Annotated in this window: 19 protein-coding genes and 2 pseudogenes; 9 read left to right on the forward strand and 12 right to left on the reverse strand. The window is 68.5% G+C overall.

Going from position 1 to position 23,483, the window contains the following annotated elements; translation table 11 throughout:
- The 7 genes from AC1DYP_RS23605 to AC1DYP_RS23635 form a co-directional block, all read right to left on the reverse strand.
- Positions 1-1,162 (reverse strand): methyl-accepting chemotaxis protein (locus AC1DYP_RS23605; protein WP_477048388.1); only part of this gene is annotated, 1,162 nt, incomplete at its 3' end.
- A 16-nt stretch (positions 1,163-1,178) separates the two neighbouring features.
- A complete protein-coding gene (locus tag AC1DYP_RS23610) occupies positions 1,179-1,679 on the reverse strand; it encodes a chemotaxis protein CheW (RefSeq protein ID WP_477036239.1) in 501 nt (166 codons plus the stop codon).
- Positions 1,680-1,693: 14 nt separating this feature from the next.
- Positions 1,694-3,661 (reverse strand): chemotaxis protein CheA, encoded by a 1,968-nt coding sequence (locus AC1DYP_RS23615; RefSeq protein WP_477048389.1) that lies wholly within the window; start codon positions 3,659-3,661, stop codon positions 1,694-1,696.
- Complete coding sequence (locus AC1DYP_RS23620) at positions 3,658-4,023, reverse strand: response regulator (RefSeq protein ID WP_477036241.1); 366 nt, start codon at positions 4,021-4,023, stop codon at positions 3,658-3,660. The genes AC1DYP_RS23615 and AC1DYP_RS23620 overlap by 4 nt, the downstream gene beginning before the upstream one ends.
- On the reverse strand, positions 4,020-4,346 hold the full coding sequence (locus AC1DYP_RS23625; RefSeq protein WP_477048390.1) for an STAS domain-containing protein: 327 nt from the start codon (positions 4,344-4,346) through the stop codon (positions 4,020-4,022). Before AC1DYP_RS23625 ends, AC1DYP_RS23620 begins: the two co-directional genes overlap by 4 nt.
- Before the next feature lie 257 nt (positions 4,347-4,603).
- Positions 4,604-5,101 carry a PIN domain-containing protein gene (locus AC1DYP_RS23630; protein ID WP_477048391.1) on the reverse strand — a complete coding sequence of 166 codons (498 nt, stop codon included), beginning with the start codon at positions 5,099-5,101 and terminating at the stop codon, positions 4,604-4,606.
- The gene (locus tag AC1DYP_RS23635) at positions 5,101-5,355 is read right to left on the reverse strand and encodes a type II toxin-antitoxin system Phd/YefM family antitoxin (RefSeq protein ID WP_477036244.1); all 255 of its coding nucleotides are present in this window, start codon (positions 5,353-5,355) and stop codon (positions 5,101-5,103) included. Before AC1DYP_RS23635 ends, AC1DYP_RS23630 begins: the two co-directional genes overlap by 1 nt.
- Positions 5,356-5,559: 204 nt before the next feature.
- On the opposite strand from AC1DYP_RS23635, the gene AC1DYP_RS23640 reads away from it, so the two are divergent.
- The 3 genes and pseudogenes from AC1DYP_RS23640 (at position 5,560) to AC1DYP_RS23650 (ending at position 10,677) form a co-directional block, all read left to right on the forward strand.
- Positions 5,560-6,933: a cation:proton antiporter gene (locus tag AC1DYP_RS23640; protein ID WP_477048392.1), complete on the forward strand. Its 1,374-nt coding sequence runs from the start codon at positions 5,560-5,562 to the stop codon at positions 6,931-6,933.
- Between the two features lie 329 nt (positions 6,934-7,262).
- Positions 7,263-9,842 (forward strand): annotated as a pseudogene (locus AC1DYP_RS23645) (TonB-dependent receptor); the annotation flags it as partial.
- 22 nt (positions 9,843-9,864) lie between these two features.
- The gene (locus AC1DYP_RS23650) at positions 9,865-10,677 is read left to right on the forward strand and encodes a hypothetical protein (RefSeq protein ID WP_477048393.1); all 813 of its coding nucleotides are present in this window, start codon (positions 9,865-9,867) and stop codon (positions 10,675-10,677) included.
- Positions 10,678-10,795: 118 nt separating this feature from the next.
- On the opposite strand, the gene AC1DYP_RS23655 is transcribed toward AC1DYP_RS23650, so the two are convergent.
- Together AC1DYP_RS23655 and AC1DYP_RS23660 are read right to left on the reverse strand one after the other, a co-directional pair.
- Positions 10,796-12,352, reverse strand: coding sequence for a tryptophan halogenase family protein (locus tag AC1DYP_RS23655; protein WP_477036247.1), 1,557 nt, complete (start codon positions 12,350-12,352; stop codon positions 10,796-10,798).
- Between the two features lie 69 nt (positions 12,353-12,421).
- Complete coding sequence (locus tag AC1DYP_RS23660) at positions 12,422-13,960, reverse strand: methyl-accepting chemotaxis protein (RefSeq protein WP_477048394.1); 1,539 nt, start codon at positions 13,958-13,960, stop codon at positions 12,422-12,424.
- A 336-nt stretch (positions 13,961-14,296) separates the two neighbouring features.
- On the opposite strand from AC1DYP_RS23660, the pseudogene AC1DYP_RS23665 reads away from it, so the two are divergent.
- A pseudogene (locus AC1DYP_RS23665) lies at positions 14,297-14,524 on the forward strand (SRPBCC domain-containing protein); the annotation flags it as partial.
- Positions 14,525-14,726: 202 nt separating this feature from the next.
- A complete protein-coding gene (locus AC1DYP_RS23670) occupies positions 14,727-15,053 on the forward strand; it encodes an ArsR/SmtB family transcription factor (protein ID WP_477048395.1) in 327 nt (108 codons plus the stop codon).
- Positions 15,054-15,138: 85 nt separating this feature from the next.
- Here AC1DYP_RS23670 and katG read toward each other — a convergent pair whose 3' ends face one another.
- Together katG and AC1DYP_RS23680 are read right to left on the reverse strand one after the other, a co-directional pair.
- Positions 15,139-17,319 (reverse strand): catalase/peroxidase HPI, encoded by a 2,181-nt coding sequence (katG, locus tag AC1DYP_RS23675; RefSeq protein WP_477048396.1) that lies wholly within the window; start codon positions 17,317-17,319, stop codon positions 15,139-15,141.
- 181 nt (positions 17,320-17,500) lie between these two features.
- Positions 17,501-19,042 (reverse strand): glucan biosynthesis protein G, encoded by a 1,542-nt coding sequence (locus AC1DYP_RS23680; RefSeq protein WP_477048397.1) that lies wholly within the window; start codon positions 19,040-19,042, stop codon positions 17,501-17,503.
- A gap of 236 nt (positions 19,043-19,278) precedes the next feature.
- Here AC1DYP_RS23680 and AC1DYP_RS23685 point away from each other — a divergent pair, with 236 nt between their 5' ends.
- The 4 genes from AC1DYP_RS23685 to AC1DYP_RS23700 are packed head-to-tail and all read left to right on the forward strand — an operon-like array spanning position 19,279 to position 22,842.
- Positions 19,279-20,394: an MlaE family ABC transporter permease gene (locus AC1DYP_RS23685; protein WP_477048398.1), complete on the forward strand. Its 1,116-nt coding sequence runs from the start codon at positions 19,279-19,281 to the stop codon at positions 20,392-20,394.
- On the forward strand, positions 20,391-21,269 hold the full coding sequence (locus tag AC1DYP_RS23690; RefSeq protein WP_477048399.1) for an ABC transporter ATP-binding protein: 879 nt from the start codon (positions 20,391-20,393) through the stop codon (positions 21,267-21,269). The genes AC1DYP_RS23685 and AC1DYP_RS23690 overlap by 4 nt, the downstream gene beginning before the upstream one ends.
- Positions 21,269-22,207, forward strand: coding sequence for an MlaD family protein (locus AC1DYP_RS23695; RefSeq protein ID WP_477036253.1), 939 nt, complete (start codon positions 21,269-21,271; stop codon positions 22,205-22,207). Before AC1DYP_RS23690 ends, AC1DYP_RS23695 begins: the two co-directional genes overlap by 1 nt.
- Positions 22,204-22,842, forward strand: a complete 639-nt coding sequence (locus AC1DYP_RS23700) for an ABC-type transport auxiliary lipoprotein family protein (RefSeq protein ID WP_477048400.1) — start codon at positions 22,204-22,206, stop codon at positions 22,840-22,842. The genes AC1DYP_RS23695 and AC1DYP_RS23700 overlap by 4 nt, the downstream gene beginning before the upstream one ends.
- Before the next feature lie 12 nt (positions 22,843-22,854).
- On the opposite strand, the gene AC1DYP_RS23705 is transcribed toward AC1DYP_RS23700, so the two are convergent.
- The gene (locus tag AC1DYP_RS23705) at positions 22,855-23,334 is read right to left on the reverse strand and encodes a transcriptional repressor (RefSeq protein ID WP_477048401.1); all 480 of its coding nucleotides are present in this window, start codon (positions 23,332-23,334) and stop codon (positions 22,855-22,857) included.
- Positions 23,335-23,483: the final 149 nt, after the last annotated feature.

Consider the following 23,483-nt stretch of genomic DNA (forward strand, 5'->3'; position numbering starts at 1 on the left):
TCTCCGAGGCGACGACCGCGAAGCCGCGGCCGTGCTCGCCGGCCCGGGCGGCTTCCACCGCCGCGTTCAGGGCCAGCAGGTCGGTCTGGCGCGCGATCTCCTGCACGATGGTGATCTTCTCGGCGATCGTCTGCATGGCGCTGACCGCGCGATTGACCGCATCGCCCGAGATCTCGGCGTCCTTGGCCGACTGGCGGGCGATCTTCTCGGTCTGGGCGGCGTTGTCGGCGTTCTGCTTGATGTTGGCGGCCATCTCTTCCATCGAGGCCGAGGCCTCTTCGGCGGACGAAGCCTGCTCGGTGGCGCCCTGCGACACCTGCTCCGAAGCCGCCGACAGTTCCTGCGAACCTGCCGAGACGTTCTCCGAGGCCGAGATCGCGTCGGCGACGACGCCGCGCAGACGCTCGACCATGATGTTCACGTGACCCAGCAGGTCGCCGATCTCGTCGTTGGTGGTGATGTCGATGGTCTTGGTCAGGTCGCCGTCGGCGACGGTCTGCACCGCGTCGGACGCGCGCTTGAGGCCCTTGCTGACCGCGATCGAAATATAGAGGGCGGCCCCGACGGCCAGGGCCAGCGACACCGCCGCCAGGCCGATCAGCAGGTTGCGCACCTGGGCGAAGTCGGCGTCGGCCTTGCTGGTCGCGGCTTCCATCTGGGCCTGCGAGAGCTCGACCAGCTCCTGCACCTGGGCGGCGGCCTCGGTGACGGTCTTGCGGCCATCGCCCATCGACAGGGCGGCGGCCGCCTGGTCGTTGTTGGCGACGGCCAGGTCATAGACCCGGTCGTGCACGTCGATCAGCCGCTCCCAGGCGCCGCCCAGGGCTTGCCACTTCGGCTTGCCCTCGGCGCTGGCCAGGCCCTGGGCCTTGGCCAGCAGGGTCTCGAAGCTGCGCTTTTCCTTCTCGATCGTGGCCTCGTAAGCCTTCACATCGTCCGCCGAATTGACCAGCACCATGTTCTTTTCGGCCCGCACCACATTGAGCATGTGGATGTTGAGCTGCTGGGCGGCCTCCAGGCGGGTGGCGGGACCGTCGACCAGGGCGTTCAGATCGCGATTGGTCGTGCTCAGGCTGTTGATCCCGAACAGGGTCGCGACCAGGAGCAGCGCGATGACCAGGCCGAAAGCGAGGCCCAGCTGCAGTTTGATGGTGAAGCGCATGGTTAGCTCCGGTCGGTCAGCGTTGCGTGGCGTTGATAGGGGTGATCGAGGCGACGGACCGGCCCCGGGCGGCGAAAATCTGTTCGAGATCGGGGATGACGATCAGGTCGCCCCCGCGCCGCGCGAGGCGACGGATGAAGTCCTGACGCCAGCTCATGCCGACGCGCGGGGCCTCTTCGGTGGTGTCGTGGGTGATCGAGGTCACCTCGTGCACCTTGTCGGCCCGCAGGCCGATCAGGGTGGGCTCGCCGTCCAGGTCGTGCTCGATGACCACGATGCGGCTGTCGATGGTGGGCGCGGCGGCCTCCATCTCGAAGGCCAGGCGCAGGTCGACCAGCGGCACGACGCGTCCGCGGAAATTGATCACCGCGCCGACGAAGGGGGCCGAGCCGGGCACGGCGGTCTCCGGCTGCAGGTCGAGGACCTCGCGCACCAGCCCGGCCTCGAGGGCGAAGGTTTCGCCCTGCAGGTCGAAGGTCAGGGCCTCGATCGCGCTGTCGGCCGCTTCACCGGTCATGTCTGGAGCCCTCATCAGCCGACGGCCTTCAGCTGGGCGTCGGAGCGCTGGCCGGCCGCGACTAGGTGGTTGATGTCGAGGATCAGGGCGACGCCGCCGTCGCCCAGGATCGTCGCGCCCGAGAACGTCCCGACGTCGGCGTGGAAGCTCGACAGCGGCTTGATGACGGTCTGGTGGTCGCCGAGGATCTGGTCGACGACGAGGCCGACCCGTTCCTGGCCGACCGCGACCACCACCACCTTCTGGTGCGGATCGGGGGCCAGGCCGGTGGCGAACAGCGACCGCAGGCGGATGAAGGGCACCAGTTGGTCGCGCAGGGTGATCAGGCTGCGGCCGGTGGAGCGCCTGTCCTGCTCGACCGACAGCTCGACGCATTCCTCGACCGCGGCCAGCGGGATGACGTAGCGGCCGGTCCCGACCCGCACCAGCAGGCCGTCGATGATCGCCAGGGTCAGGGGGATGCGCAGCGAGACCACCGAGCCCTCGCCCGGGGTGCTGGACAGTTCGATGGAGCCGCGCAGGCCTTCGATGGTGCGCTTGACCACGTCCATGCCGACGCCGCGGCCAGACAGGTTGGTGATCGCCGCCGCCGTCGAGAAGCCCGGCGCGAAGATCAGCTGCAGCAGGTCGTTGTCGCTCAGCACCTGGCCGGGCTGGATCAGGCCGTTCTCCTCGGCCTTGGCGCGGACGCGGGCGCGGTCGACGCCCCGGCCGTCGTCGGTGATGGTGATCACCACCTCGGCGCCGGACTGGCGAGCCGCCAGCACGATCTGGCCGGTCCCGGACTTGCCGGCGGCCAGGCGCTGCTCCGGCGTCTCCAGCCCGTGGTCGGCGGCGTTGCGGATCAGGTGGATCAACGGATCGGCGAGACGCTCGATCACCGTCTTGTCCAGCTCGGTGGTCTCGCCCTCGGTCGAGAGCTCGATGGTCTTGCCGGTGTCGCGGGCCAGGTCGTGGATCAGGCGGCGGAAGCGGCCGAACAGCTGGGCGATCGGCACCATGCGCACGACCATCATGGTGTCGCGCATTTCCGAGGCCAGGCGCTCGATCTCCTCGGCGACCGCGCGCAGGGCGATGTCGCTGCTGGAGGCGGCCAGTTGCTTGAGGCGCGACTGGGCGATGACCAGCTCGCCCACCCGGTCCATCATCTCGTCGAGGCGCTCGGCCGGCACGCGGACCGTGTCGCCCCCGGCCTTGCGGCCTTCGCTGACCGGCAGCTCATCCTTGGCCAAGGCGGCGGTTTCGACCATCGCGACTTCCACGGCGGCGACCTCGACCGGAGCGGCGCTGATCTCCTGGATGTCCAGGGTCATGTCGTCGATCACGAAGATGAAGACGTCCTCGATCGCGTCGCGGCCGTGCTTGGTGACCAGGGTCACGTCCCAGGCCAGGTGGCACTCGGTGGCGACCAGGACGTCGAAGTCGGGAACGGCGTCGGTGACGGCCACCACGGTGCAGTCGCCCAGCTCGCGCAGCTCGTCCAGCAGCGGCAGCGGACGGGTGCCGTTGACCAGGGCGTCGGCCGGCAGGCTGAACTTCACGCGCCAGGTGTTGAGGGCCGGCGCGGCGGGAGCGGCGGCCGCGGCCGGATCGCCGGCGCTGGCGACGACGCGGTGCAGCTCGGCCAGCAGGGCCTCGCCGGTCGCCTCGGAGGCGGGACGCCCCTCGGCCAGGGCGCGCATGTGGTCCTGGGCGGCCAGGACCGCGCCGACCAGCTCGGGGGTCGCGGCGACCTCGCCCTTGCGGACGCGGTCGAAGGCGGTTTCGCAGTGGTGGGTGAAGGCGGACAGGGCGTCGAAACCGAACATGGCCCCCGACCCCTTCAGGGTGTGGAGGCCACGGAACACCGCATCGACCAGATCTCGATCCCCCATCCCGTTCGCTTGGGGACGATGCGCCAGGTCGAGCAGGCCCTGCTCGATCTCTTCCAGCAGTTCCTGGGCTTCCTGGCGGAAGGTCTCGACGGGATCGAGGTCGCTCACTTGGCCAGGACCTTCTTGACGACCCGCACCAGCTGTTCGGGATCGAAGGGCTTGGTCAGCCAGCCGGTCGCGCCGGCGGCTTTCGCCTGCGCCTTGATCTCGGCGTCGGATTCGGTGGTCAGGAACAGGATCGGCACGCCGGCCCCGGCCGGGCGCTGACGCAGCTCGCGGATCATCTGCAGGCCGTCCATGACCGGCATGTTCAGGTCGGTGACGATCAGGTCGAAGCCGCCGGCCGCGCCCTTGTCCAGGCCGTCCTGGCCGTTCACCGCCTCGGTCACGGCGTAGCCTTCGCCGCTCAAGGCGATCTTGATGGCCTGCCGGATGCTGGCGGAATCGTCCACGGTGAGGATGGAAGTCATTGGGCGGTCCCTTGCAGCCAGAACTGCGCGCGCTCGGAAGTTTCGTTGTCGAGGAAGCCGCCGCGTCGCAGCACCTCCAGTACTGCTCCACCCGCGGGATGACGCAGCGTAAGGTCACGTCCAGTCTCGGCGGCCTTCCGGCGCGCGGATTCGAGAAGTTGGACAAACGTCAGATCGGTTTCGCTCACGCCGTCGATATCCACGACAACGGGGCCGTCCTGTCGCAGGACCGCCCCCAGCTCGTCGTGAGCTTGAGTAATATTGGAAACCGTCACATCACCGACAAATGAGATCAGGTTATTATCGACGCCTGCCAATAACATCAGCCCCCGCTGGAAATAAATATCGGCGTTATACGACTTCTTTTCTACGGGTAACCTTGTCGGAGCCCAATTAAATTAGGGTAAACGAGACAACCTCAGGGGGAGCGGCATTTTGTCCTTCCCGTCGCGGGCCGCTCGCGAGGCGCCCTCGCAGGTCGCGCCGGGCCTCCCGCCGCCCAGGAAAGCTGGAGACGGCCGCGCCTCGCGACCCATGAGACAGGGCCGGAAGCACCGCCCCAGAGCCCTTCGGCGCCCCATCAACCGCGTACGAAGATGTTCCGCAGCCACTGCGAACCGGCCTTGGCGGCCTGGCCCCAGTCTTCGCTGTCGTCCAGCGTCTCGGGCTTGTAGCCCCAGGGATTGAACAGCTTCAGCCGGTTGACCTTGAAGGCCGCGACGTTGCGCGTGACCAGGGTCAGGCCGTGCTCCAGCGCCGTGGCCGCCAGCAGGGCGTCGCGGGCGTCGGTCAGGTGCACGCGGCTTCGTCCCCGCACGACGGCGGCGTCGACCGCCAGGATGCGCCCCTCGAAGGCGACGGCGACCTGATCGTTCAGCCAGGTCCGCAGGGCCAGGCCCGCCGCCTTGTCCTTGCGCTCGACCCGCGCCGCGCCGGTCTCCAGCTCCAGCAGGGTGATCGCCGAGATGAACAGGCTGGACCGGGCGACGCCGGCGGCCCAGCCTGCCAGGCCCGCGTCGGTCCCGCCGGCCTTGGCGTTGCGCAGTTCGAAGACGATGTCGGTGTCGAGCAGGTACATCAGCCGCGCCAGTTCACGGGGTTGTCCCAGGTCTCGTCCGACCGGGTCTCGGCGACGTCCAAAGCCACCGGCGCGGCCATGGCCAGCAGATCGACGATCGTCTCGCTCTGGCCAGACAGCTTGCGATAGGTCTCGATGCTCATCAGCACATGGGTGGTCTTGCCGCGGTCGGTGACGAACACCGGCTCGATCCGCGCCGCCCTCTTGGCCTGGCTGACATCCTGGTTGAAGTCACGACTCGAGATGACTTTCATGTGCCTACGTACCTACATTGACAAGGCTGTCTTGTAGGCACGTTACTACATTGTGTCGTTCGAGCAACAGGAAATTCGTCAGCAAAAACAATCTTCTCGCAGCCCGGCCAAAATCGCTTTTTCATCTTGCCTCGAAAACTCAACTCTGCGCGGCTTGAGTTCAACGGCGGGCAACGTCGAAGGGATTCAACAGGGGGGACACACGTGTCCGACATCATTTCAAGCCTCATCGCCACGGCGGGAGGCATCCTCGCGCCGCACGGCCCGGCCACCAAGGTCGTCGCGCACAGCTACACGCCGGGCGACTTCAGCATTCACTTCTTCCTGCAGCTGGCCGTCATCATCCTGGCCTGCCGCGTGGTCGGCTGGCTGGGCCAGAAGCTCCTCGCCCAGCCCCAGGTCGTGGGCGAGATGATCGCCGGCGTGGTGCTGGGCCCGTCGCTGCTGGGCCTGCTGTTTCCCGACTTCCAGCTGGCGCTGTTCCCCAAGGAAACCAAGAACGTGCTGTACGTCGGCGCCCAGCTGGGCGTGGGCCTCTACATGTTCATGGTCGGCACCAGCTTCCAGGCCGGCCACTTCAAGGCCAAGGCCAAGAGCGCCATGAGCGTGTCGTTCGCCGGCATCGCCGCGCCGTTCCTGATCGCCGCCCTGATCACGCCGTTCCTGCTGAAGGTCCCCGGCCTGTTCGCCCCGACCATCAGCCAGGGCAGCGCGACCCTGTTCATGGGCGCCTGCATCGCCCTGACCGCCTTCCCGATGCTGGCCCGGATCATCAATGAGCGCGGCCTGGCCAAGACTTCCCTCGGCACGCTGTCGCTGACGGCCGGCGCGTTCGACGACGCCGTCTCCTGGTGCGTGCTGGCCGTGGTGCTGGCGACCTTCGGCGGCGGTCCGGGCGTGGCCGTGCTGGCCATCGGCGGGGGCGTGGCCTGGGTGGCGTTCGTCACGATCCTGGGTCCGAAAATCCTGGCCCCGCTGGGCCGCATGGTCGAGCGCGAAGGCGAGATGAGCCACACGGTGCTGGCCCTGGTCCTGCTGGCCTTCTGTGTCTCGGCCTTCCTGATGGACGCCGTCGGCATCCACGCGATCTTCGGCGGCTTCATCCTCGGCGTGGTCATGCCGCGCGGCAAGCTGGTCGAGGAGCTCAAGCGCAAGGTCGAGCCGATCGCGGTCATCCTGCTGCTGCCGATGTTCTTCACCTATTCGGGCCTGAACACCCGGATGGACATGGTCAATTCGCCTTCCCTGCTGCTGATCGCCCTGGGCATCCTGGCTTGCTCGATCCTGGCCAAGTGGGGCGCCTGCTACGCCGCCGCCCGCCTGACCGGCGAGAACCACAGCACCGCCATGGGCATCGGCGCCCTGATGAACTCGCGCGGCCTGATGGAGCTGATCATCATCAACATCGGCCTGCAGAAGGGCATCATCGGCCCGACCCTGTTCTCGATGCTGGTGCTGATGGCCATCGTCACCACGGTCATGGCCAGCCCGCTGTTCGAGGTGGTCTACGGCAAGAAGGCCCGGGAATCCGGCGAGCTGGACGCCATCGACGGCGCGATCGCCAAGGCCGCCGCCTAAACCTTCAAAGTCGCCTCCCTAAGGCCCTCGCTCCCCTGCCGGAGCGAGGGCTTCTTTTTTGTTGGGATGACCGCTTCCGGCCAGTGGCGGGCATTCTGCCTGGTGTCCATTCCCGACTCTTCGGAGACGTTTCGAACGTCCTCTTGCGGCCTTACCGAGCAGGACGATCGGCAGGTCAGCGAGGGCGAGCGGGCTTGAGGTTGGCCGTCACCAGATCGTCATCTCGCGGTCTTCCACGCGCCATCAAAGTGTAGCGCGCCCGTCACCCCTGCGGCTTAAGCGCCTGTCTCTCACATCCGGGGGACAAGATGCTCAAGCCGATCATCATGCGTAGACTTTCGGCTGGCCTGATGGCCAGCGCCAGCTTCTCGGCGCCGCTGTTGGCCCATGCGCAGGAGAGCGCTACGGCGGTCGAGGAAGTCGTGGTGACCGGCCAGCGCGAGGCCCAGCGCGCCGCGATCGCGGTCAAGCGCGACGCCTTCACGGTTTCGGACGTGGTCTCCGCCGACGACATCGGCAAGCTGCCCGACCACAACACCGCCGCCGCCCTGCGCCGCATCCCCGGCATCTCGGTGATGGAAGACCAGGGCGAGCCGCGCTTCCCGGTCATTCGCGGCCTGCGCTCGACCTACAACCGCACCACGATCGACGGCACCCTGGTGGCCTCGGTCGATGAAAGCGGCCGCACCGTGCCGATGGACATTGTTCCCTCGGTGATGGCCGGCCGCCTGGAAGTCATCAAGACCGTCACCCCAGAGAACGACGGCAACGCCATCGGCGGGGTCATCAACGTCACCACCCGCAGCGCCTTTGACGCCGGCCGCCCGTTCTTCAACGGCATGGCCTCGTATGGCCACTACGAGCGCAGCGGCGACGTGCGCAACGACAAGCCGTCCTACCGCCTGGCCTTCGCGACGGGCCGCACGTTCGGCGCCGAGGACCAGTGGGGCGTGGTGATCGGCGCCTCGCAGGAGCAAATGGACTACGACATCCCGCAGGTCGAGTCGGCCGACCCGTCGGTGCGCGAATACACGGCCGCGGGCACTCCGGTGCTGTCCGGCGCGGCCAACGGCAACGGCATCCAGGTGCCGTCCCAGCTACGCCTCTTCTGGTACAACAACACCAAGCAGCGCAGCGGCGTGAACGGCAAGATCGAGTACCGGCCCAGCGATGACTTCCGCTGGGAGGCCTCGGGCCTGTTTTCCCGCATGGAGGACGACGAGGAGCGGATCGAGTACCGCATCGAGCCGATCGGAAACGTCGCCAGCCAGACCCAGACCAGCGGCGCCTTCGCCCGCGGCCGCGGCATCATCCAGTTGAACCAGCCGATCACCAAGCGCGAGATCGGCCTGGCGCGGACCAGCTTCGCCTGGCAGTTCGCCCCGCAATGGAAGGCCGACGGCGATCTGGTCTATTCGCAGGCCGGCCTGGAAGTGCCCAACGAGTCGGTGGAGTTCCGCACCGTCGACGCGGCCGGCGCCAACTACGCCTTCACCTACGACACCACCAACCCGCTGTTTCCTGTGTTCAAGCCGGTCAATGAGGCGGCTCTGCGCAATCCCGCCAACTACGTGCTGCAGCAGCACCGCATCGCCCTGACCAAGACCGACGAGAAGACCGGCCAGGCGCGCTTCAACCTCGCCTTCGACGATCAGGGCGGCGACCGCAACCTGAAGGCCAAGATCGGCGGCGTGCTGCGCTCCACCGAGCGCCAGTTCAACAGCACCCAGCTCAACTATCGCACCGGCGCGGGCTTCGCCTACACCCTGGCCGAGGTCGACGCTCCAGGCCCCAGCCAGTTGATCGCCGACCGCTACCTGCTGACCCCACGCATCGACGCGCAGGCGGCGATGGACTTCTTCCGCGCCAACCGCGCCCGGTTCACCGAAACCGTCGCCGCGCCGACCGGCGACTACAAGGTCACCGAAGACATCTACGCCGGCTACGCCCAGGCCAGCTACCGCCTCGGTGACCTGACCCTGCTGGGCGGCCTGCGCTACGAGAAGACCAAGGTGGAGTCAGACGCGGTCCGCAACACCGGCGGCGTCCTGACCCCGGTCTCGAACGACGGCGACTACGGCAACTGGCTGCCCAGCGCCCACCTGGAATGGAAGGCGACCGACAAGCTGATCGTCCGCGCCGCCTGGACCAACACCATCGGCCGGCCCGACTACGGCTCGCTGACCGCCAGCGAGAACCTGAACTTCGACGGCAGCCAACCGACCCTGTCGCGCGGCAACCCCGGGCTGAAGGCGCGGGAAAGCGAAGGCTTCGACCTGTCGGTCGAGTTCTATCCGACCGACGGCCTGATCTCGCTTGCGGTGTTCAGCAAGGACATCAAGAACGAGATCTTCACCCTGTCCTCGACCGAGAACCTCGACGTGGGCCGGGGCGTCGAGCCGGTGCTGGTGTCGACGCCGCGCAACGCGGAGACGGCGAAGATCAAGGGCCTGGAGTTCGCGGTCCAGCAGGCCTTCACCTTCCTGCCGTCGCCGTTCGACGGCTTCGGGTTCAACGGCAACGTGACCCTGCTGGACACCGAGTTCACGTTCCTGACCTCGACCGGCCCCCGGGTCACGGGCCTGTTCCAGCAGCCCGACATCACCACCAACGAGTCGATCTACTACCAGCGCGGGCCGCTGGAGGCCCGGGTGTCGCACAACTACATCGGCGGCCAGCTGGAGACGATCAACGACGCCAACGTCAACTCCGACCAGTACTGGAAGGGTCGCCACGTGTTCGACGCCAGCCTGTCCTGGCGCTTCGCCGACCATTTCACGGCGTTCGTCGAGGGGCAGAACCTGTCCAACACCGGCCGTCAGGAAGTAACTGGCCCCGGCCGCGCTTACCTGCAGGAATGGGCCAACTACGGCCGCACCTACTGGGTCGGCTTGGCGGTGAACTTCTAGCGCGCGTGACGGAGCAAGGCCGATGATCCTGCAACTCTTCGCGGCCCTGGCGCTGCAGGCGGCGGCCGTTCCGCCGGCCTCAGTCCCAGTCGACACGCCCATGCCCAAGGCCGAGACCCTCCGGCGCTACGACGGCGCCGCCAGCCAGGGCGCGGCGGTGGGGCCCAACGACGTCTATTCGGTCAGCAACTTCAAGCTGGTGCGCCTCGACAAGAAGACAGGCGAGAAGCGCGCGGAATGGACGGGCGAGAAGTCGCGCTTCCCGCACATCAACTCCTGCGCCGTGATCGCCAAGGACCTGGTCTGCGCCAGCTCCAACTACCCCGGCACGCCCCATGTCAGCACGGTCGAGATGTTCGATCCGATGACCCTGGCCCACCGACGCAGCGTCTCGCTGGGCCTGGGCGCCGGGTCGATCACCTGGGTCGACCGCCACGACGGCTTCTGGTGGGCGATGTTCGCCAATTACGACGGCAAGGGCGGCGAGCCCCCGCGCGACCATCGGCACACCACCCTGGTGAAGTTCGACGACCAGTGGCGGCGGCTGGAGGCCTGGGCCCTGCCGGCCACGGTGCTGGACCGCATCGCGCCGATGAGCGTTTCGGGCGGCGGCTGGGGACCGGACGGCAAGCTCTATCTGAGCGGCCACGACTTGCCGGAGCTATATGTCATGCAGCTGCCGATGGGCGGCGGCGTGCTCGACCATCTCGCGACCGTCGGCATGGAGGCCGAGGGCCAGGCCATCGACTGGGACGAGAGCCAGCCGGGCGTGCTGTACGGCATCACCCGCCAGACCCGCGAGATCCTGGTCATGCGCGTTCCGCTGTCGCGGTAGCGGCTTCGCACCGTCGATCCGACGCGTAGGCCGTGGAGCGACGGACGTCCGCAGCGACACATCCAGCGCGGCGTAGGAACATCGTCGTCTCCTTTCGTCTCGGCTGAAACCCCGCACCTCAGGCCGGCTCGAGCGAGCGGTCGAAACCGAAGCGGTTGATCTGGGCGATCAGGTCGCGGTGGCTGGGCAGGTCGTGGGTGGCGCGTTCGCCGAAGCTCTTGATCTTGGCGAACAGCTTGTCGGCCGCCGCCACGTCCGGGAACTCGCTGCGCCCCGGCGACAGGTCGGTTTTGAAGCCCATGCCGTACAGGATGTACTGGTAGTTGAAGAAGGCGAAGGTCTCGAGATCCAGGATGAAGTCGTAGCGGGTGGGCGGGCGCCAGCGCCACTGCTCCAGCAGGTCGACCAGCCGCTCGGGCATCGAGGCCGGGTCGGCGTTCTCCCGCCAGAACGGCTCGGTCCGTTGGCTCAGGCAGTAGTGCAGCTTCAGGAAGGTGATGATGTTGTCGTAGCGGGCGGTCATCAGTTCGTTGAAGCGGAAGGCCGGAGCGCTGATCGGGCCGTTGTGCGGGAACAGCTCGGCGATGATCGCCACCGCCGCCTCGATCAGCACCACGCCGGTCGATTCCAGCGGCTCCAGGAAGCCCGCCGACAGGCCCACGGCCACGCAGTTCTTGACCCACTGCTTCTGGCGATAGCCGGCCTCGAACGACAGTGTCCGGGGCGCGATCTCGACGCCCTCCCCCACATAGCCGCGCAGGATCGCGGCCGCCCGGTCGTCGTCGATGTGGTCGCTGGAATAGACGCAGCCGACGCCGCGCGCGCCGTTCAGGCCGATATCCCAGGTCCAGCCGGCCTCGTGGGCGGTGGCGATCGTGAAGCTCTGGATCGGCGCATCGGGGCGGTCGTAGGGGATCTTGCAGGCCAGGGCCCGGTCGGCGAACAGGATCGGCCGCGCCGACTTGAACGGGGCCTTCAGCGCCTTGCCGATCAGCTCGGCGTGGAAGCCGGTGCAGTCGATGTAGAGATCGGCGTCCAGCCGGCCGTGCTCCTGGCAGACGACATGGTCGATGGCCCCGGTAGTGTCCAGCTCGACGCCGGTCAGCAGGCCCTGCAGGTGGCGCACGCCCAGCTCGCGGGCCCGCTCGGCCAGCACCTGGGCCAGCTTGGCGGCGTCGAAGTGGTAGGCGTAGTTCAGGGGGCCGGAGAAGTTGCCCTCGTGCGGCCGCTTGGGCGCGCGCTGGGCGTCGGCCACCCGGGCCTGGATGGTCATGGCCTCGGCGAACGGCGCGCGCGTGGCCTCGTTCTGCAGCAGCCAATAGGGCGCCAGGCTCGTGCCGTCGGTCGAAAACGGGGCCTCGAACGGGTGGAAGTACTGGTGCCGCGCTCCGTCCTTGGGCGCCCAGGCCCAATCGTTGAAGCGGATGCCCTGCTTGAAGGTGGCCGAGGTCTCGCGGATGAACCGGGCCTCGTCGATGCCCAGGAACTGCAGGGTGGTGCGGATGGTCGGGAACGTGGCCTCGCCGACGCCGATGATGCCGACATCGGGCGATTCCAGCAGGGTGATCTCCAGGTGCGCCTGCTCGGTCACCCGCAGGGACTTGGCCAGATAGGCCGCGGTCAGCCACCCGGCCGTACCGCCCCCGACGATCAGGATTCTTCGTCTACGATCCATGCCGCCTTGATAGCGCCCTACGACTGACGTGGACAGGCGCATGTGCCTGTCCACGGCCGATGCTGGGATCTACCGCCCAGGCCGCGCGAAAGCCGCCACGCGCTCGTGGGTTTGGCGGACCACGTCGCCGCCGCTCGCCGCCGAACCCGTCCGGAACCCGCCCACATGGTTGGACAGGTCGGCGGCCTCGGCGCGCAGGGCATGGGCGGCCTCGGTCGACCGCTGAACCATGGCGCTGTTGCGCTGGGTGACTTGGTCGAGCTGGTTGACCGCGACATTGACCTGCCCGAGCGCCGAGGCCTGCTCGTTGGCCGAGGCGGCGATCTCGTCGACCAGGATGTCGATGGCGCCGACCTTCTCCACGATGCCGCGCAGGGCCGCGCCGGTCTTGCCGACCAGATCGACGCCCTCGCCCACCTGGCGGCTGGAGTCGACGATCAGGGTCTTGATCTCCTTGGCGGCGTCGGCCGAGCGCTGGGCGAGAGCCCGCACCTCCTGGGCCACGACCGCGAAGCCGCGCCCCGCGTCGCCCGCCCGGGCCGCCTCGACGCCGGCGTTCAGGGCCAGCAGATTGGTCTGGAAGGCGATCTCGTCGATCACGCCCAGGATCTGCGAGACCTTGGCCGAGGAGGCCTCGATCTGGGTCATGGCTTCGGCGGCGCGGGTCACCACCACGCCCGAGGCCTGGGCGTCGTCGGCGGCTTCCCGGACCTGGGCCGAGACGGCCTTCGCGCTCTTGGCGGTCTGCTCGACCGTGGCGGTCAGCTGCTCGACGGCCGCGGCGGTCTCCTGCAGGGTCGCGGCCTGCTGCTCGGTGCGCTCGGACATGTCGTCGGCGGCGCGGGCGATGTCGTCGGTGCCGGCCCGGATGCCCTGGGCGCCGCGCGACACCGCGTTCATGGCCTTGTCCAGCGCAGCGGCGGCGTTGTCGAAATCGGTCTTCAGGCGTTCGAACTCGGGCGACAGCGCGCCTTCGATGCGCACCGACAGGTCGCCCGCGGCCAGCCGCGACAGGGCCACGCCCAGGGCCGCGACGGCGGCGGCCTGCTGCTGCTCGGCGGCCTGACGCTCGGCCTCCAGGCGGTCGCGCTCTTCCAGCAGGACCGAGAAATAGGCCGAGACGGCCAGGTCCATGTCGAGGAACACGGCCTTGGCCACGGCCGAGACCTGTTCGGCCGAACCGGCGTCCGTCTTGCCGCCGCCGAACGGGCCGCGCCCAAAAAGGCCATTGGGGGAGGGCTTTCCCAGCACCGCGTGGATCAGCTTGTCCAGCACCAGGGCGTAGCCGCCGATCGACCAGCGCGGCTCCAGGCCGGCGCGGGCGTTGGACTGGCCGATCCGCTCGACCGCCTCCAGATAGTCGGCGCCCTGGTCGCCCGACAGCATCCGCCGCCAGTGCGCGACCTGCCGGGCCTGGGCGCCCTCGCCCCGTCCGTCCTTGATCAGGGCCCGCGTCTCGGCGAAGCCCCGCAGCTGTTCGTAGAAGCTGTCCAGCGCGCCGGGGATGGCCTCGTCCAGCGCCGGCTTGGCCGCCTGAAGCGCCGATCGCGACCGATGATCGAACCGCATGAAGCTCAGACGTTGGTCGAGCTGGTGTCTGGCGCTCATGCGGCGGGCCCCGAGTCGTTGATTTTTCTTAGGGCGATAGCGGTGACCGGAATTCATTAACCAAGCTTGAAGCGGGGCCTTGAACCGGCGAACGGGGTTTGCAAATAGGGCGAAACTTATATAAGAGTGAACTTATATAACTTCCAATCCTGGTCCGGAGGACATCCGATGACGTTTGACGCTCACCGTCTCGTCGGCGCCGTGCGGCGCAAGGTCGAAAGCCGCGAATGGCGGGGCAAGACCGCCCGCGTGGTCGTCGCCGACCGCACCTACCCCACCGACATCGACGACGTCTGGGACGCCCTGACCAACATCGAGCGCGTCCCGCGCTGGTTCATGCCGATCAGCGGCGAGTTGCGCCTGGGCGGCCGGTACCAGCTGCAGGGCAACGCGGGCGGGATCATCGAAGCGTGCGAGCCGCCCCGCCGCCTGGCCGTGACCTGGGAGTTCGCCGGCCAGACCAGCTGGGTGATCGTCGCCCTGACCGCAGAAGGCGAGGACGAGACCCGGCTGCAGCTCGAACACATCGCCCACGAAGACGCCCAGTTCCTGGGTTTCTGGGACCAGTTCGGCCCCGGTGCGGTCGGCGTCGGCTGGGACCTGTCGCTGTTGGGCCTGGCCGAGCACATCGAGACCGGCGGCCCAGCCAGGCCTGGGCCGAGGCCGCGATCGCCTTCGGCACGGACCCCGAGGCTGCGCGGGGCGCCGCAGACCGCACCACCGCCTTCTACACCGGCGGCGGCGAGGGCCAGGGCAAGCGCGACTGATGCACGCTTTCGACGTCCTCGGCGACCCGGTCCGCCGGCGCATCCTGGAGCTGCTGTCGGCGGGCGAACTGGCGTCGGGCGACATCGTCACGGTCGTCCAGCAGGAGTTCGCCATCAGCCAACCCGCTGTCTCCCAACACCTGAAGGTGCTTCGCGACAGCGGCTTCGCCACCGTGCGCGCCGATGCTCAGCGGCGGATCTACACGATGGACGCGGCGCCCCTGCAGGAGGTGGACGCCTGGCTGGAGCCGTTCCGCCGCTTCTGGGACCACAAGCTGGACGCCCTGGCGACGGAGATCGCGCGCGGGAAGAAGGAGCGGCGCTGAACCTGCTCCGCCGGACAAAAGCCGGGGCGCCGTCTTTCAACGGCGCCCCGCGCTCGCCCTGATGGGCGCTTGTCGTGGTCGATCGTCAGGTCAGGTTCAGGCGATCGGCGTTCATGACCTTGGTCCAGGCCTTCACGAAGTCCTTGCTGAACTTCTCCTGGGCGTCCGAGCTGGCATAGACCTCGGCGAGGGCCCGCAGTTCGGCGTGGGAGCCGAAGATCAGGTCGACGCGCGTGGCGGTCCAGCGGGACTCGCTGCTCTTGCGGTCATGGCCCGCGAAGGCGTTGACCGCCGTCGGGCTCCACGTCGTGCCCATGTTGAGCAGGTTCACGAAGAAGTCGTTCGTGAGCACGCCCGGGCGGTCGGTGAAGACGCCGGCCTTGGAGCCGCCGCTGTTGGCGCCCAGCACCCGCAGGCCGCCGACCAGCACCGTCAGCTCCGGTCCGGACAGGCGCAGCAGCTGCGCCCGGTCGACCAGCGCCTCCTCGGGGGCCATGAACTGCAGGCCCTCGCGGCGATAGTTGCGGAAGCCGTCGGACAGCGGCTCGAGCGGCGCGAACGAGTCGGCGTCGGTCTGTTCGGCCGAGGCGTCCATGCGCCCAGGGGTGAACGGAACCTCCACCGGCGTGCCCGCGTCCTTGGCGGCCTTCTCGACGGCCGCGGCGCCGCCCAGCACGATCAGGTCGGCCAGCGAGATTTTCTTGCCGCCGGCCGCCGCGCCGTTGAAGTCCTTCTGGATCCCCTCCAGCGCGCTCAGCACCTTGGCCAGGACGGGCGGGTCGTTGACCTCCCAGTCCTTCTGCGGCGCCAGGCGGATGCGCGCGCCGTTGGCGCCCCCGCGCTTGTCGGAACCGCGCCAGGTCGAGGCCGAGGCCCAGGCGGTCGAGACCAGTTCGGCCACCGAAAGGCCCGAGGCCAGGATCTTGCCCTTCAGGGCGGAGACGTCCTGTGTGTCGACCAGCGGGTGGTCCACGGCCGGGATCGGATCCTGCCAGATCAGGGTCTCCCGCGGCACCAGGGGGCCGAGATAGCGGCCGATCGGTCCCATGTCGCGGTGGGTGAGCTTGAACCAGGCGCGGGCGAAGGCGTCGGCGAACTGGTCGGGATGCTCGAGGAACCGGCGCGAGATCTTCTCGTATTCGGGGTCGAACCGCAGCGCCAGGTCAGAGGTCAGCATGGTCGGCACGCGCTTCTTGGCGCTGTCATAGGCGTCGGGAATGTCGGCCGGCGCGTTCTTGGCCTGCCACTGTTGGGCGCCGCCGGGGCTCTTGCTCAGCTCCCACTCGAACTTGAACAGGTTCTCGAAGAAGTGGTTGCTCCACCGGGTCGGGGTCTGGCTCCAGGTGACTTCCAGCCCGGACGTGATCGCGTCGGCGCCGACGCCCGTACCGTGCTTGCTGCGCCAGCCCAGGCCGTGGTCGTGGATCTCGCCGCCTTGGGGTTCCGGACCAACGAACGAGGGGTCGCCCGCGCCGTGGGTCTTGCCGAAGGTGTGGCCGCCGGCGATCAGGGCGACGGTCTCCTCGTCGTTCATGGCCATCCGGGCGAAGGTTTCGCGGATGTCGCGGGCCGAGGCCTTCGGGTCGGGATTGCCGTTCGGCCCTTCGGGATTGACGTAGATCAGCCCCATCTGCACCGCGCCCAGCGCCGGATGCAGCTGGCGCTCGCCGCTGTAGCGCTCGTCCCCGAGCCACGAGCCTTCAGGGCCCCAATACAGCTCTTCCGGCTCCCAGGTGTCGGCCCGGCCGCCGCCGAAGCCGAAGGTCTTGAAGCCCATCGACTCCAGGGCGACGTTGCCGACCAGCACGTAGAGATCGGCCCACGAGATCTTGCGGCCGTACTTCTGCTTGATCGGCCAGAGCAGCCGGCGCGCCTTGTCCAGGTTGGCGTTGTCGGGCCAGCTATTGAGCGGGGCGAAGCGCTGCTGCCCGCCGCCCGCGCCGCCGCGCCCGTCGCTGGTGCGATAGGTGCCGGCGCTGTGCCAGGCCAAACGGATGAACAGGCCGCCGTAGTGGCCGAAGTCGGCGGGCCACCAGTCCTGGGAGTCGGTCATCAGCGCGTGCAGGTCGGCGATCACGGCGTTCAGGTCGAGGGTCTTGAACTCCTCGGCGTAGTTGAACGCCTCGCCCATCGGATCGGAGCGCGGCGAATGCTGGTTGAGGCTTTCGAGACTGAGATTTTGCGGCCACCACTCGCGGTTGCCTCGGCCGCGGCCGTGTCCCACGGGGCACTGACCTTGAACGCCGCCCTCGACATTCCCATCCATCGCTTTTCCTCCGGTTGGCTTGTGGCCGGTCGACGCCGACGGCGCCAAGTCAACCGCGATCCACCGATAGGTAAAATTGATTGTTCCTATCATCGCGATAGGCGACGCCATTCAAAGCGGGACCTGGGCGAAGGCCAAAGTCAGCTCACGGCGCAATTGGGACTTGGAGCGCGGAAGAGCCCTACGCCGTCCAGAGATAGCGCCAGGTCTCCGAGATCGCTTGGTCGCCCCGCGTCAGCCGCAGCGAAAGCTCCATGTTCGCCGCCTTGGGCCGTACGCCGAACGCCACGCGGGCCGCGGCCTCGTCGGGATAGGGCGACAGGTCGCGCCAGACGATCTCGCCGCCCTCGGCCTGGAGGTCCATGGCCACCCCGTCCAGCCCCTCGGCCAGGGCCCCGCCCTGCAGGTCGACCGTGAACAGGCGCAGGCCGGCCTGGGCGTCGGCGCCGGTGCGGGTGCGGAACACCCGGGCGTCGGGACTGGCGAAGCGTTCCTGGCCCCAGTGCAGGCGATAGCGCAGGTCGACCTGGGTTCCGGCCTTCCACGGAGACTTGGGCCGCCAGAAGATGGCGATGTTGTCGTCGGTCTCCTTGGTGGTGGCCAGCTCGGCCAGGTGCACCGCGCCCTCGCCCCAGGCGTCCAGCGGCTCGACCCACAGGCTGGGCCGCAGGTCGTAGCGAGCCTGCAGATCCCCGAAGTCTTCCAACGTCCGGGCCCGCTGGACCAGGCCGAAGCCCTTGGGGTCCTTGTCCAGGAAGCTGCTGAGGCGATGGGCCTTGGGGTTCTGCAACGGCCGCCAGATGTGCTCGCCCTGCCCGTTCCAGATCGCCAGGCCGTCGCTGTCGTGCACGGCGGTGCGATAGTCCTGCAGCGACGACGGATCGGCGACGTTGAACAGGAACATGCTGCTCATGGCCGCCACGCCCGTCTTGGCCATGGTGGCGCGCGGGAAGATGCTGGCGGCGACGTCGAACGTCACGTCCTCGCCCGGCCGGATCGTGAAGCTGTAGGCGCCCGTGCAGCTGGGGCTGTCCATCAGGGCGTGGACGACCACCGCGTCGCCGTCGCCACCCTGACTATTGATTGGGGGCCGTTCCAGCCAGAAGCTGGTGAAGTCGGGGAATTCCTCGTTCGGCTCGCCGGCCCCGATCGCCAGGCCGCGCGCCGACAGGCCGTAGCGTTGCCCTCGGCCCAGGCTGCGGAAGTAGCTGGCGCCCTGGAACACCGCCACCTCGTCCATCTTGCCCGCTTCGTTCAGCGGCCACAGCAGGCGGAAGCCCGAGAAGCCGTTCCAGTCCTTGGCGACGTCGGCGTGCTCGCCCGGGATGTCGAACATCGCCGGGTCGAAAACGATCGGCCGCGCCAGGCCGGCGGCGACCTCGTAGATCGGCAGCGGACGCGGATACAGCCACGCTGGCGGGAAGAACTCGGCCCTGAACTCGGGCTGACGGTCCTTCCACAGGTCGGCTTCCGGGCGAAAGCGGATGCGGAAATACTCGTCGTAGGTCAGGCCCGTCATGGTCGGCGGCGCGGGCGGCTTGGCGAACGGCGCGGCAGCCAGGGCGCGGGCCTTGTCACGCAGAAGGTCGACGGAAAACGCATCGCTCACCGCGGCGTCGACAGCGGGGGTCTGGGCGGAAGCCAGGCGGGGCGCCAGGGCCAGGACAGCCGACAGCGAAAGCTGGCCGAGCGCGGCGCGGCGGTTGAGCAGACTGGAAAACATCCGGGCCTTGTAAAGCAACGCCCCCGTTGCACGCCATACAACGCAGCTTTAGCGACAAAGCTCCGCACCATTCGCCCCATTTGCAGGCTGGCCGGAGAAGGTCGCTGGCGCGATGCGGCGCACCCGCCTATTCCTAGCGCGGCAAGCGTTGCAACAAGCCTGGCCTTGGCACGTTTGGGCTTGGTCGAGCGTGTTGGTAAGGTTCGACGGCGGATTAGAGGGACCGACGAGACTTCATGGGCGCTCCGGCTGATTTCACCCTCAAGGAGACCGCCGGCCACACCACGGCCGTGCTCTCGGGGGACTGGACCGCGCGCGGCATGATCGACGCCGGCGAGCGCCTGGTCCACGCCATGGAGGGCTCCAAGGCCGTCGACCTGGACCTGCGCGACATCACCCGCTGCGACACGGCCGGCGCCTACGCCATCATCCGCGCCGCCGACGGCCGGATCAGCGCGGGCAGGATCCAGGCCGGCCCGCGAACCCTGCGCCTGTTGAAACTGGTCGACGACGCCATCCAGGTCGAACCCGAGGCCGCACCACCGCAGAAGGGCTTCACGGCCCTGCTGGAGCGCATCGGGCGCGGCGTCTATGGCCTGGGCGACGACCTCTACGGCACCCTGGCCTTCCTGGGTCACCTCCTGGTCGCCATCGGCCGCTGCATCGCCAAGCCCAGCCGCATCCGCTGGGCGCCGGTCGTGGCCCTGGCCGAGCGCGCGGGCCTGGACGCCATCCCGATCGTCGCGGTCACCACCTTCTTCATCGGCGCGGTCGTGGCCCTGCTGGGCGCCAACCTGCTGACCCAGTTCGGCGCCCAGGTGTTCGCCGTCGAGCTGATCGGCATCTCGGTGCTGCGCGAGTTCAACATCCTGATCACCGCCATCCTGCTGGCCGGCCGCTCGGCCTCCAGCTTCGCGGCCGAGATCGGCTCGATGAAGATGAACCAGGAAATCGACGCCATGCAGGTGATGGGGGTCGATCCCTACGAGGCGCTGGTCCTGCCGCGCTTCGCCGCCCTGCTGCTGACCATTCCGCTGCTGACCTTCGTGGCCACCCTGGCGGGCCTGGCCGGCGGCATGCTGGTCACCTGGACGGTGCTGGACCTGTCTCCGACCTTCTTCCTGCAGCGCATGCAGGACTCGGTGGGCGTCCAACACTACTGGATCGGCCTGTCCAAGGCGCCGGTGATGGCCATGGTCATCGCCGCGATCGGCTGCCGCCAGGGCATGGAGGTCGGCAACGACGTCGAGTCGCTGGGCCGCCGGGTGACCGCCGCCGTGGTCCACGCCATCTTCGCGATCATCGCCATCGATGCGGTGTTCGCCCTGATCTACATGGAACTGAACGTATGAGCCCGGCCCAGCCCCCCAAAGGCAGGTCCAAGGATTTGGCCGCGCCCCCGCCTCCGGCCGAGGACGAAGCCCCGTCGMCGGCCGAGGCGCCGCCGATCCGGGTCACGGGCCTGGTCTCGCGGTTCGGCGACAACGTCATCCACGACGGCCTGGACCTGACCGCCGAGCGCGGCGAGGTGCTGGGCGTGGTCGGCGGCTCCGGCGCCGGCAAGTCGGTGCTGCTCAACACCATCATCGGCCTGAAGGTCCCCGACGGCGGCAGCGTCAAGCTGTTCGGCCAGGACATGGCCGACGCCTCGCGCAAGCGCTGGAACATCATCGAGCGCCGCTGGGGCGTGCTGTTCCAGCAGGGCGCGCTGTTCTCGAACCTGACCGTGCGCGAGAACGTCGCCGCGCCGCTGCACGAGCACACCCGCCTGCCCAAGGGCGAGATCGAGCACTTGGCCGACCTGAAGATCGCCCTGGTGGGCCTTCCCGCCCGGGCCGGCAACCTCAAGCCCGCCGAGCTGTCGGGCGGCATGCGCAAGCGCGCCGGCCTGGCCCGCGCCCTGGCCATGGACCCCGAACTGTTGTTCCTGGACGAGCCCACGGCGGGCCTGGACCCGATCAGCGCCGCGGCCTTCGACACCCTGATCAAGGACCTGTCCGACAGCCTGGACCTGACCGTGTTCATGATCACCCACGACCTGGACACCCTCTACGAGATCACCGACCGCATCGCGGTCATCGCCGACAAGAAGGTCGTCGCCACCGGCTCGGTCCAGGAGCTGGAGCAGAACGACCACCCCTGGATCCAAGAATACTTCATGGGACCGCGCGGCCGCGCGGCCGCCGGCMAGGCGACGCCGCCCCAGACGACACCGAGGACGAGCTGATGGAAAGAAACGCCAACTACGCCTTGGTGGGCGCGGCCACCCTGATCCTGTTCATGGGGCTGCTGATCTTCGCCGTCTGGCTGGCCAAGCTGAGCTTCAACCAGGAATACGACCTGTACGACGTGCTGTTCGTCGGGCCCGTGCGCGGCCTGTCCGACGGCGGCGAGGTGCACTTCAACGGCATCAAGGTCGGCGAGGTCACCAAGATCGCGCTCGACAAGTCCGACCCCAACCGCGTCATCGCCCGCGTGCGGGTCACCTCGGACGTGCCGATCAAGACCGACAGCTTCGCCACGCTGGAGCCCCAGGGCATCACCGGCGTGAACTACGTGCAGATCGCCGCCGGCACACCCGCCAAGCCGCTGCTGAAGAGCACGGTCAAGAGCGGCGAGGTGCCGGTGATCCGCAGCCAGCGCAGCGCCCTGTCCGACCTGCTGGAAGGCGGCGGCACGGTGCTGACGCGCACCATCGAGGCCCTGGACCGCATCAACCGCGTGCTGTCGGACGACAACGTCAAGACCTTCAGCGCCTCGCTCAGCGACATCCAGTCGGTCACCGCCGAGCTGCGCGAGCGCAAGGCGATCATCGCCGACGCCCAGAAGGCCCTGCAGAGCATCGAGGCCACCTCGACCCGGATCGGCGAACTGTCGGACTCGGTCAACGGCCTGGCCAACGGCGACGCCAAGCGCACGCTGAAGAACCTGGGCGACGCCGCCGACGAGCTGAAGGCCACGGCCAAGGACGTGCGCGGCATGGTCGGCAAGCTGGAAGGCCCGACCAATGATTTCGCCACCACCGGCCTGCCGCAGCTGTCGTCGGCGGTCGTCACCCTGCAGTCGGCCGCCGAGTCCCTGGACCGGCTGGTCAGCGAAGTCGAACAGAACCCGCGCGCCCTGGTCGGCAAAGCGCCGGCCAAGGAACTGGAGGTCAAGCCGTGAGCCCCCTGAACACCACCCTGCGGTCGCTGACGATCGCCGTCACGGCCGTGGCCCTCACCGGCTGCATCAGCCTGTTCCCAAAGACCAAGCCCGCCGGCCTCTATCGGTTCGGCCATGTCGCGGCCGAGAGCTCCAGGCCGGCGACCGAGAAGAGCTTCGGGGTCTTCAAGACCCCGACGGTCTTCACCCGCGCCGCGATGAGCGACCGCCTGCTGTCGGTGACCGACGGCGAGGCCGCCTACATCTCCGACGCCCGCTGGGTCTCGCCGGCCATCGTGCTGTTCGACGAGGCCGTGGCCCGCGCCTTCGAGGGCGAGAACAGCCGCGCCCGCCTGGTCACCCGCGGCGAGGCCGTCAAGGCGTCCATGGCCCTGCGCCTGGAGGTCCGCTCGTTCGAGACCGACTATGTCGACGGACCCAAGGCCGCGCCCGAGGTGCTGGTCGAGATCCGCGCCGTGATGACCCGCAGCAGCGACCGCGCCCTGCTGGGCGACCAGGTGTTCGTGGCTCGGGTCAAGGCCGCCGACAATCGCCTGAGCGCCATCGTGCCGGCCTACGACCAGGCCGTGGGCCAGGTGCTGTCGGAGATCGTCACCTGGGTCGGCGACGCGGGCGCCAAGCTGCCGCCGGGCTGAGCCGGCTTCGGATCAGGACTCCGGATCAGGTTCGGGCTTGTCGGCCGTGATCCTGAGCGCGGGCTCCGGCGCCGTCCCCGGATCGCGCCGGAAGCGCACCAGGATCTCCACGCTGTCGGGCCGCTTGGCCAGGGCGTCGCGGACCATGGCCAGCACGGTGTCGGGCGAGACGTGCAGGTCGACGACCTGCCCGGACTCTTCATAGATCAGATGGGAATGCGGTTCGGGCTCGGTGTCGAACACCAGTTCCGTCGTCGTGGTGGGCAGCCGGCCGACCAGCCCATGGTCGGCGAGCAGCTCCAGCTGGCGCGCCAGCTCGCCCGAGGTCATCGCCAGGCCGGCCTCGGCGACCATGTCGGCCACTTCCGCCAGCGTCACATGCACCTCCGGCGAGGCGCGCAGCAGCGCCAGCAGACGCGGCAAGGCGCCGTGCCCAGGCAGGCCGGCGCGACGCAGCTCCTCCCGCAACACGGCTTCCACCGTATGTGGCATCCAGGCGTCCTCCCAAGGCGCCGAAGATGATCGCGGTCATGCGCCGCCGCGATCTTGTCCCCGCGCCAGAAGACTGGACACGACGGCGTCCAGAGGACCGTTCGCCGAACCCGGGCCACGGACCTGACTCATAATTCGCCCATCATCGT

This window comes from Caulobacter sp. P1_D6 (assembly GCF_056406095.1).